This is a genomic window from Myxococcus sp. AM011, assembly GCF_013372595.1.
In the GTDB taxonomy this organism is placed as follows: Bacteria; Myxococcota; Myxococcia; order Myxococcales; family Myxococcaceae; genus Myxococcus; species Myxococcus eversor.
Genome location: NZ_JABXEM010000377.1, coordinates 1 through 8,164, shown reverse-complemented (window position 1 = coordinate 8,164; position 8,164 = coordinate 1). Strand labels below are relative to the sequence as shown.

Below are 8,164 nucleotides of genomic sequence, written 5' to 3'. Positions count from 1 at the left end.
CCGCCCAACCCCTCCCGCAGCCCACCAGCGTCCGCGTGCCCTCCGCGCCGGGTGCGGCCTCGACGACGCGATTGCGCTCCAGCGCTCCCGCGTCGACGCCGAGGGTGCGGTGAGAGACCATGCGGGCCCCTCCCGTCGCATAGAGCGTTGCCTCGGCGAGCCCATAGCAAGGATAGAGCGCGGCCTTCTGGAAGCCCTGCGGCGCGAAGGACTCGGCGAAGCGCTCCAGCGTGTCCGCTCGCACGGGCTCCGCGCCGTTGAAGGCAATCTTCCACGAACTCAGGTCCAATCCCTCTCGCTGCTCGGGCTTCACCTTCCGGACGCACAGCGCATAGCCGAAGTTGGGCCCTCCGCTCACCACGCCCCGGTACTTGCTGATGGCTCGCAGCCACCGCACCGGGCGCTGCAAGAATGAATAGGGAGACATCAACACCCCGTGCGCGCCCAGGTACATGGGCTGCAACACCGTGCCGATGAGCCCCATGTCGTGGTAGAGCGGCAGCCAGCCCACGGTCGTCGCGCTCGAATCGTTGCCGAAGCCCTGGCGAATCATCTCCTCGTTCGCGAGCAGGTTCCTGTGCAACACCATGACGCCCTTGGGCGTCGACGTGGAGCCGGACGTGTACTGGAGAAAGGCCATGCTGTCGCCTGTGATTCGCGGCGGCCTCCAGAGCGCCTCCTGTCCCTCGGGCAGCGCGTCCACCGCCAGCCACCGCAGCTCCTTCAGCAGCGGGTACGTCTCCGCGAAGGCCTTCACGCTCTCCAGGATGTCGCTCGTGGTGAGCAAGAAGCGCGGCCTTGCGTCCGTGATGATGGAGAGCAGGCGCGCCAGGGTCTGCTCGTTCTGGGGAGGGTAGACGGGCACCGCCGCCACGCCCGCGTCGAGGCAGCCGAAGAACGACCCGATGTACTCCAGCCCCGGCGCGAACAGCAGCAGGGCCCGGTCATCGGCGGCGCCCTGCTCCTGGAGCGCGGCGGCGACGGCTCGGGAGCGCTGGTCCAGCTCCGCGTAGCTCCAGCGCTGCTCTTCGTCCTCGCCGTTCACGAGGAATGTGTACGCGGGCGCATCGGGCTGGACGCTGGCGCGCCACCGCAGCAGCTCGCTCAGCGTGGCGATGGACGGAGGAATGACGGCGCTCAAGGTGTGGCTCCTTCAGAAGAGGGGGAAATGGGCGGCGTCCCGGCGTACGGGCCGGGGGCCACCTGGCGCTCGGCTTCGAGCGCGCGCAGGGGTCGATGGAGGGCGACCAGGCCCGTCAACAGGACGGTCAGCGAGCCCGAGAGGATGAACATCACCGCGATGCCTCGCCCCGCGCCCGTGCCGACGAGTGTCCCCATCAGGGGGACCAGCGCCCCGCCTGGACGGAGCGCGGGCTCGAACACGAGGTCCGCGAGCGGACCGGAGATGGCGTAGGCGAGCGGCAGCATCATCCCGGTGAGGGCCCCGCTCATGGCGAAGACCCGGCCCCGGAGCGGCAAGGGGACGATGCTTTGGAGGATGGACTGGCTGGAGCCGTTGATGATGGGAATGCCGAAGAAGAACGCGAAGGCCACGCCCGCCAGCAAGGGGAGCGACGTCCCGAGCCCGACCATGACGAGGCACAGGCCGCACGCGAGCTGGAAGAGCAGGACGCCGTGAATCTTACGTCGAGGGCCGCCCCAGGCGCTCATCACCACGCTGCCCGCCATCAGCCCCACGCCTCCCGCGGTGGTGAGCATGCCCAGCGCCTTCACGTCCGCGAGCGCCAGCACCAACGGCGTCACCAGCACCTCGACGACGCCGGTGATGAAGTTGCTGCCCGCCAGGAAGCCGAGCAGCGCGAACAGGCCGGGCGTGGCTCGCATATAGGCGCCGCCCTCCCGCACCGAGGTGAGGAGGGAGGGCTGTCCCGCCTCGGACAGGGCGGCGGCGGGGCGCTCCGGGAGGCGCAACACGAAGAGCGGCAGGACGCCGAGGGCGAAGCTCACCGCGTCGATGAGCAGGATGCCCTCCAGGTCGACCACCGCGAGCAGGAAGGCGCTCATCAGAGGCGCCCCCAACTGCGCGCAGGCGAGCCCCAACTGGAGCATGCCGTTGGCGCGGCCCAGGTGTTGGGGCGGCACCATCGTGGAGACCAGCACGGCGAAGGCGGGCTGCTGGAACGCGCCGGCCACGGAGACGATGGCCGTCGTGACGTACGCGTGCCACGGGCGGAGCTGCCCCGTGAAGAGCAGCACGGCCAGCACCAGCGTCGTCAGGCCGGCCGTCAAATCACTCAGCAGCAACACCCGCCGGAGCTTCCACCGGTCCACCAGCGCGCCCGTCACCGGTCCCAGCAGGACACCCGGGAGCGCGGCGCACAGCATGATGAGCGCGAAGCGCGTCACGCCTCCCGTCGTCTGATACATCCAGACGCCCAGGGCGAAGCTGGTCAGCGAGGAGCCCAGCAGGGACACCACCTGCCCCAACCAGAGGGCGAGGGCACGCCCGAGCGAGAAGTCAGGCGCGGGCGCCACCGTGGCCTGCGTCATGAGCCACGCTCCGTGGACGTGTGCTCCAGGTGCCAGCGCACGCGCTCCGCGAGCTCGTCGACGTGTGGCGCGGCCAGCATCGTCATGTGGTCGCCCGGGACGTCCTCGACGAGGACGGGGCGTGCCGCGTGGTGCTTCCAGCCCCAGGTGGCGTCCTCCTTGAAGTCGCCCGGCAGGACACCGTCCTCCTCGTGCCGCTCCCTGGCCCGGAAGAGGGTGATGGGGGCGGGGCGCGCGTCCGCCGGAGGGATGTATGTGATTTCGTAGGCGCGCTTGTAGACCTGGATGAGGCCGCGCACCTGCTGGCTGTCCGCGTCGGGAGGCAAGAGGCCCCCTTGGACGAGCCGACCGGTGACGTGGGCCAATCGCTCCTCTGGGGAGAGCGGCCTGAGCGCCTCGGCGGAGACTCCCAGGTCCACGCCATACAGGCGGCCCGCGACGCTGGCGACGGAGGCCATCCAGTCCGTGTCGTCGAGCGCGGGCGCGTCGGAGGCGGGCTCCTCGTGCCTGGGCACGGGAGTGTTGAGGAGGCCCAGGAAGGCGACCTCCTCGCCGCGCGCCTGGAGCCGCCGCGCCATCTCGAAGGCCACCCAGCTCCCGAAGGAGTGGCCCAGCAGGTGGTAGGGGCCGTGCGGCCGCACCCGCTGGAGCGCCTGGACGTAGCACTCCGCCATCTCCTCGACGGAGGCGTGCGGCGGCTCCGCGCCGTCCAGTCCCCGTGCCTGGAGTCCGTAGAGGGGCCGCGCCGTGCCCAGCCGCCGCGTCAGCTCCCGGAAGTAGAGGACGTTGCCGCCCGCGCCCGGCACGCAGAACAGCGGCGGTCCCTCGCCCCCGGCCTGGAGTGTCACCAATGGAGACCACGGGCTGTCGCCGTCTTGCTCAATCGCTCGCGCGAGCTGCTCCAGCGTGGGGCCCTGGAAGAGGACCGCCAGGGACGGAGCCTTGCCGAAGCGCTCGCGAATCCGAGCCACCAGCCGGACGGCGAGCAGGGAGTGTCCGCCCAAATCGAAGAAGCTGTCGCTCGCGCCGATGGGGCCTGTCCCCAGCAGCTCCTCGAAGAGCGCCGCGAGCTTCTGCTCGGTGTCTCCGCGCGGCGCGATGAAGCCCTCCGCCGCCTCGCGCCGGGAGTCTCCGGGCGGAGGCAGCGCCTTCCGGTCCACCTTGCCGTTGGGCGTGAGGGGGAAGGCGTCCAGGAGGACGAAGGCCGAGGGCACCATGTACACGGGCAGGTGCTGGCGCACGTGCTGACGGAGCGCCTCCTCGCCCACCGCGTCCGGTGCCGTCAGCGTGAGGTACGCGACGAGCTGCCGCGCCGCCCCGTCGCCTCGGACGAGCAGCTCCACGGCGCGCACGCTCGCGTGCTCCAACAGCCTCGCCCTGATTTCATCCAGCTCGATGCGGTGGCCGCGCAGCTTCACCTGCGTGTCGTTGCGCCCGATGAACTCCAACGTGCCGTCCGCCGCGTGGCGCGCCAGGTCCCCCGTCCGGTACAGGCGCGCGCCGGGCTCCGCGCTGAAGGGATGCGGGATGAAGCGCTCGGCCGTGAGGCCCGGCTGCCCCTGGTAGCCTCGCGCCAGCCCCACGCCGCCGACGAACAGCTCCCCTGGCACTCCGATGGGCACGGGCTGCAGCGCCGCGTCCAGCAGGTACATCTCCGCGTTGGGGAAGGGGCGTCCAATCGGGACGGTCTGCTCGCTGGGGCTGGGCGTGACGGACTCGAAGAAGGTGCTGTCGATGGTCGCTTCGCTGAGGCCGTACGAGCTCACCAGCCGCGTGTCCGGGCCGCACAGGCTTCGGAGCTGGGTGTACTCGCGCATGTCCCACGTATCCGAGCCGACGATGAGCAGCCGCATGAAGTCCAGCCGCTCTCCACGCTCCTGGAGGTGGGCCATCAGCAATCGGACCACCGCGGGCACGAACTCTCCGCAGTCCACGCGCTCTCGCACCATCAGCGCGTGCAGCCGCGCGGGCTCCAACAGCCACTCACGCGGGCAGAGCACGAGCGCCGCGCCCGAGCCGAGTGCCCGCGCGAGGTCCCCGCTGAAGACGTCGAAGGAGAAGCTCGCCATCTGCAGGTGGGCGCGCAGCGTGGGCAGCCGATAGTCGTGCTCCCACGCGAAGTAGGCATTCGCGAGAGCGCGATGGTCCACCATCACTCCCTTGGGCCGCCCCGTGGAGCCCGACGTGTAGACCACGTACGCGAGGTGCTCCGGTCCCGAGCCTCCCGTGGGGGCCGTGTCCGGGCGCCCCTCGATGGCGAGGGCGTCCTCGTCCAGGCTCACGATGGTGGGTCGTGGCGTGGGCAGCGTGTCGCGCAGCGTCCTCCGGGTGATGAGCAGCGCGGGCTGGCTGTCGGAGAGCATCAGCGCGGTGCGGTCCGGCGGATACGAAGGGTCCAGCGGGACGTAGGTGCCCCCGGCCTTGAGCACGGCGAGGACGGCCACCACCAGGTCGACGGAGCGCTCCAGGAAGATGCCCACGCGCTGCTCGGGGCCCACGCCCAGGGCGCGCAGATGGTGCGCGAGCTGGTTGGCGCGCCGGTCGAGCTGGGCATACGTGAGACGGCGCTCCGGGTCGACGACGGCGAGGGCGTCTGGCGTCCTGGCGGCGTGGGCCGCGATGAGGTGATGCAGACAGGTGCCGGCCGGGACGTCCAGGCGTGCCTCGTTCCAGCCGTGCAGCACTTGCTGTCGCTCTTCCGGCGGGAGCAGTGGCAGCGTGGCGAGGGGCTCGTCGGGCCTGGCGGCGATGCTGGCCAGCAGCGTCTGGAAGTGCGCCACCATGCGGTCGGCGGTGGTGGCGTCGAAGAGGTCCCGGTTGTACTCCCACGTGCCCTGCAGTCCGTCCGCTTCCTCGGCGAGCCAGAGCGTGAGGTCGAACTGGGCGAACGACTCTCCCGGGACGGAGTAGGACTCCAGCCGGAGTGCCCCCACCGTGGCCTCGGCCTCGGGGGTGTTCTGCAGCACCAGCATGGCCTGGAAGAAGGGCGGGAAGCTGGTGTCGCGCGTGGGGGCCAGCTCCTCCAGCAGCTTCTCGAACGGGACGTCCTGGTGCGCGTACGCCCCCAGCGTCACGTCCACCACTCGCCGCAGCAGCTCGCGGAAGCGCGGGTTGCCGGACATGTCCGTGCGCATGACGAGGGTGTTGAGGAAGAAGCCGATGAGCGGCTCGATGGCGGCGCGGTTGCGGTTTGCGATGTACGTGCCGACGCTGAGCCGGGGCTCGCGCGTGTAGCGGTGGAGCTGGGCCTGGAACGCGGCCAGCAGCACCATGTACAGCGAGGCCTTCTCCTGGCCCGCGAGCGCGCGCAGGCGCCGCGTCACCTCCGGGCTCACGACGAAGGCCCGCTTCCCACCCGCGAACGTGCGCACGCGGGGACGCGGCCTGTCCGTGGGAAGCTTCAACGGAGCGTCGCCGTCCGTGAGCTGTCGGCGCCAGTAGCCGAGCTGGGCATCCAGCACGTCCCCCTGGAGCCAGCGCCGCTGCCACACCGCGAAGTCGGCGTACTGGATGGGCAGCTCCGTCAACGGAGAGGGCTGTCCGCGCGAGAAGGCGTCGTAGAGGGCCGCCAGCTCACGCACGAGCACGCCGGTGGACCACCCGTCGGAGATGATGTGGTGCATCACCAGCAACAGGACGTGGTCCTCCGGGCCCAGGCGCACCAGCGTGGTCGCCAGCAGTGGCCCCTTCGCCAGGTCGAAGGACCGGCCCGCCTCCCGCAGCGCCAGCTCGCTGCAGCGCGCTTCACGCTCGTTGGCGGCCAGGGACGTCAGGTCCACCACGGGGACTTCGAGCGCCAGGCGCGGGACGACGTGCTGCGTGGGTTCACCGTCCTCGGCCGCGAAGGTGGTCCGCAGCACCTCGTGTCGGTGGACGACCTCCGCGAGGCCGCGCGTCAGCGCCTCCACCTGGAGCGGGCCGCGCAGGCGCACGAACTCGGGGATGTTGTAGGCCGGCGTCCCGGGTTCGAACTGGTCCAGGAACCAGAGCCGGCGCTGCGGATAGGAGAGCGGCAGCGGCCCGGTGCGTGGGGCGCGGAGAATGGGGGGCGGGCCCTGAGTCGGCGCCGGCGCCGCGGTCTTCTGTTGCTCGCGCAGCTTCTTCAGCACGAGCTCGCGCTTCTCCGGGGACAATCCGGCCAGCCGCTTCTGGAGCGCGTCACTCATCGTTGGCGCCTCCCATGAGCAACGCCACTTCCTCGTCCGACATCCCGTCCACCTCGTCCAACGCGCTCGCGAGCGCCGCTGCGTCCGCGGCCTCCAGTCGCGCGAGGACGATGCGCTCGGCCAGCGCGGCGACGGTGGTGTGCTCGAAGAGGGCGCGCAGGGGCACCTCCACCTGGAAGGTGGCGTTCATCCGGGAGAGGATTCGCGTGGCCAGCAGGGAGTGGCCGCCGACGGCGAAGAAGTCGTCCAGCACTCCGAGCGACTCCAACCCCAGCACCTCGCGCCAGATGGCGAGCAGCGCCGCCTCTGTCTCCGTTCGCGGCGCGACCAGTGGGTCATCCACCGCGCGCAGGCCCGCATCCGGCGCGGGCAGGGCCCGGCGGTCCACCTTGCCGTTGGGCGTCAGCGGGAGCGCGTCGAGCCTCAGGAAGAGGGCGGGGACCATGTAGTCGGGCAGCCTCGCCCTCAGGAAGTCCCGCAGCGCCGAGAGGTCCGGTGCACCCGCGCCCACGAAGTAGGCGACGAGCCGAGCGGGCGCTCCGGGGTCTTGTCGCAGCAGGACCACGGCGGCCTCGACGGCGGGCGCCTTGCCGAGCACCGACTCGATTTCGGCCAGCTCCACGCGGAAGCCGCGCAACTTCACCTGGGTGTCCGCGCGCCCCAGGAACTCCAGGTTCCCGTCTGGCAACCAGCGCGCCCGGTCTCCCGAGCGATACAGCCGCGCGCCCGGAGCGCCGAAGGGGTCGGGAACGAAGCGCTCCGCGGTCAGCTCCGGACGCATGCGGTAGCCACGCGCCACGCCTTCGCCAGCGATGAAGAGCTCGCCCACGACGCCCACGGGCACGGGCTGGTGGCGTGCATCCAACACATGGATGCGCACGTTGGCGAAGGGGCGGCCGATGGGGACGAGCCGCGCGTCCGCCGCCTCCAGGCCGTCGCTCTCGAACCAGGTGCTGTCGATGGTGGCTTCGCTGATGCCGTAGGAGTTGATGAGCCGCGTGTCGTCGCCGATGACGCCTCGCAGGCGGTGGTACTCGTCGACGTACCAGGCATCGGAGCCGGCGATGAACACCCGCATGGAGTCCAGTCGCTGCCCGCTCTCCTCCAGATACTGGAGCAGACCGCGCGCCACGGCGGGGACGAACTCGGCGCAGTGGATGTCCTCGTCACGCAGCAGCGCATACAGCCGCGCGGGCTCCAGCAGCCACTCCCTGGGGCAGATGACCAGCCGGCCTCCCGAGAGGAGCGCCCGGACCAGGTCTCCCGCGAACACGTCGAAGGAGAAGCTCGCCAGCTGCAGGTGGTTGCGGCAGCCGTCCTCCCGCAGTCCGTAGTCCCGCTCCCAGCCGAGGTAGGCATTGGCCCAGCTCCGGTGCGAGACCATCACGCCCTTGGGTGTCCCCGTCGAGCCAGAGGTGAAGACGACATACGCCAGGGTGTCGGGGCCCGCGAGCGGGGCAGGGGGCTCGGTGGGGCGCGCGGCGCGT

4 protein-coding genes are annotated in these 8,164 nt (G+C 71.0%); all 4 read right to left on the bottom strand.

Annotated elements, in window-relative coordinates; genetic code table 11:
* Nucleotides 1–1,141: fatty acyl-AMP ligase (locus HUW62_RS43720; protein ID WP_176437823.1), on the bottom strand; the 1,141-nt coding region annotated here is incomplete at its 3' end.
* Entirely contained in the window at nucleotides 1,138–2,511 is a 1,374-nt protein-coding gene (locus HUW62_RS43715; protein WP_176437822.1) for an MFS transporter, read from the bottom strand. The genes HUW62_RS43720 and HUW62_RS43715, both read right to left, overlap by 4 nt.
* A complete protein-coding gene (locus HUW62_RS43710; protein ID WP_176437821.1) occupies nucleotides 2,508–6,677 on the bottom strand; it encodes an amino acid adenylation domain-containing protein in 4,170 nt (1,389 codons plus the stop codon). Before HUW62_RS43710 ends, HUW62_RS43715 begins: the two co-directional genes overlap by 4 nt.
* On the bottom strand, nucleotides 6,670–8,164 hold a 1,495-nt coding region (locus tag HUW62_RS43705; protein WP_176437820.1), incomplete at its 5' end, for a non-ribosomal peptide synthetase. The genes HUW62_RS43705 and HUW62_RS43710, both read right to left, overlap by 8 nt.